This window comes from Pseudomonas sp. HP_12 (assembly GCF_055283955.1).
On record NZ_JBTOQG010000038.1, the window covers coordinates 2,501 to 5,512 of the forward strand.

2 rRNA genes (1 of these 2 running past the window's edge) are annotated in these 3,012 nt (G+C 51.8%); both read left to right on the forward strand.

The window, feature by feature from the left end:
• Positions 1-2,704 (forward strand): 23S ribosomal RNA (locus tag ACYASU_RS20325) (it extends 189 nt beyond the left edge of the window).
• 146 nt (positions 2,705-2,850) lie between these two features.
• A 5S ribosomal RNA gene (gene rrf, locus ACYASU_RS20330) occupies positions 2,851-2,966 on the forward strand.
• Positions 2,967-3,012: the final 46 nt, after the last annotated feature.

The following is a 3,012-nucleotide window of genomic DNA, read 5'->3' on the forward strand; positions in this document are numbered from 1 at the left end:
AACTGAAACATCTAAGTACCCTGAGGAAAAGAAATCAACCGAGATTCCCTTAGTAGTGGCGAGCGAACGGGGACCAGCCCTTAAGTTGATTTGAGATTAGCGGAACGCTCTGGAAAGTGCGGCCATAGTGGGTGATAGCCCTGTACGCGAAAATCTCTTGTCAATGAAATCGAGTAGGACGGGGCACGAGAAACCTTGTCTGAACATGGGGGGACCATCCTCCAAGGCTAAATACTACTGACTGACCGATAGTGAACCAGTACCGTGAGGGAAAGGCGAAAAGAACCGCGGAGAGCGGAGTGAAATAGATCCTGAAACCGTATGCGTACAAGCAGTGGGAGCCCACTTTGTTGGGTGACTGCGTACCTTTTGTATAATGGGTCAGCGACTTATTTTCAGTGGCGAGCTTAACCGAATAGGGGAGGCGTAGCGAAAGCGAGTCTTAATAGGGCGTCTAGTCGCTGGGAATAGACCCGAAACCGGGCGATCTATCCATGGGCAGGTTGAAGGTTGGGTAACACTAACTGGAGGACCGAACCGACTACCGTTGAAAAGTTAGCGGATGACCTGTGGATCGGAGTGAAAGGCTAATCAAGCTCGGAGATAGCTGGTTCTCCTCGAAAGCTATTTAGGTAGCGCCTCATGTATCACTGTAGGGGGTAGAGCACTGTTTCGGCTAGGGGGTCATCCCGACTTACCAAACCGATGCAAACTCCGAATACCTACAAGTGCCGAGCATGGGAGACACACGGCGGGTGCTAACGTCCGTCGTGAAAAGGGAAACAACCCAGACCGTCAGCTAAGGTCCCAAAGTCATGGTTAAGTGGGAAACGATGTGGGAAGGCTTAGACAGCTAGGAGGTTGGCTTAGAAGCAGCCACCCTTTAAAGAAAGCGTAATAGCTCACTAGTCGAGTCGGCCTGCGCGGAAGATGTAACGGGGCTAAAACCATGCACCGAAGCTACGGGTATCATCTTAGGATGATGCGGTAGAGGAGCGTTCTGTAAGCCTGTGAAGGTGAGTTGAGAAGCTTGCTGGAGGTATCAGAAGTGCGAATGCTGACATGAGTAACGACAATGGGTGTGAAAAACACCCACGCCGAAAGACCAAGGTTTCCTGCGCAACGTTAATCGACGCAGGGTTAGTCGGTCCCTAAGGCGAGGCTGAAAAGCGTAGTCGATGGAAAACAGGTTAATATTCCTGTACTTCTGGTTATTGCGATGGAGGGACGGAGAAGGCTAGGCCAGCCTGGCGTTGGTTGTCCAGGTTTAAGGTGGTAGGCTGAAATCTTAGGTAAATCCGGGGTTTCAAGGCCGAGAGCTGATGACGAGTGTTCTTTAGAACACGAAGTGGTTGATGCCATGCTTCCAAGAAAAGCTTCTAAGCTTCAGGTAACCAGGAACCGTACCCCAAACCGACACAGGTGGTTGGGTAGAGAATACCAAGGCGCTTGAGAGAACTCGGGTGAAGGAACTAGGCAAAATGGCACCGTAACTTCGGGAGAAGGTGCGCCGGTGAGGGTGAAGGACTTGCTCCGTAAGCTCATGCCGGTCGAAGATACCAGGCCGCTGCGACTGTTTATTAAAAACACAGCACTCTGCAAACACGAAAGTGGACGTATAGGGTGTGACGCCTGCCCGGTGCCGGAAGGTTAATTGATGGGGTTAGCTAACGCGAAGCTCTTGATCGAAGCCCCGGTAAACGGCGGCCGTAACTATAACGGTCCTAAGGTAGCGAAATTCCTTGTCGGGTAAGTTCCGACCTGCACGAATGGCGTAACGATGGCGGCGCTGTCTCCACCCGAGACTCAGTGAAATTGAAATCGCTGTGAAGATGCAGTGTATCCGCGGCTAGACGGAAAGACCCCGTGAACCTTTACTATAGCTTTGCACTGGACTTTGAATTTGCTTGTGTAGGATAGGTGGGAGGCTTTGAAGCGTGGACGCCAGTCTGCGTGGAGCCAACCTTGAAATACCACCCTGGCAACTTTGAGGTTCTAACTCAGGTCCGTTATCCGGATCGAGGACAGTGTATGGTGGGTAGTTTGACTGGGGCGGTCTCCTCCTAAAGAGTAACGGAGGAGTACGAAGGTGCGCTCAGACCGGTCGGAAATCGGTCGTAGAGTATAAAGGCAAAAGCGCGCTTGACTGCGAGACAGACACGTCGAGCAGGTACGAAAGTAGGTCTTAGTGATCCGGTGGTTCTGTATGGAAGGGCCATCGCTCAACGGATAAAAGGTACTCCGGGGATAACAGGCTGATACCGCCCAAGAGTTCATATCGACGGCGGTGTTTGGCACCTCGATGTCGGCTCATCACATCCTGGGGCTGAAGCCGGTCCCAAGGGTATGGCTGTTCGCCATTTAAAGTGGTACGCGAGCTGGGTTTAGAACGTCGTGAGACAGTTCGGTCCCTATCTGCCGTGGACGTTTGAGATTTGAGAGGGGCTGCTCCTAGTACGAGAGGACCGGAGTGGACGAACCTCTGGTGTTCCGGTTGTCACGCCAGTGGCATTGCCGGGTAGCTATGTTCGGAAAAGATAACCGCTGAAAGCATCTAAGCGGGAAACTTGCCTCAAGATGAGATCTCACTGGAACCTTGAGTTCCCTGAAGGGCCGTCGAAGACTACGACGTTGATAGGTTGGGTGTGTAAGCGCTGTGAGGCGTTGAGCTAACCAATACTAATTGCCCGTGAGGCTTGACCATATAACACCCAAGCAATCTGCAGAAAGACGGCAGATTGCGGTGTGTGAAGACGCATGAAGACGAAAGTTTGCGAACGCACAAGCTGCACCTTGATCACATACCCGATTTGCTGAAGCGTTCGAAAGAACGAGTCAGTACCCGAATTTCTTGACGACCATAGAGCATTGGAACCACCTGATCCCATCCCGAACTCAGCAGTGAAACGATGCATCGCCGATGGTAGTGTGGGGTTTCCCCATGTGAGAGTAGGTCATCGTCAAGATTAAATTCCGAAACCCCATTTGCGAAAGCAGATGGGGTTTTGTTTT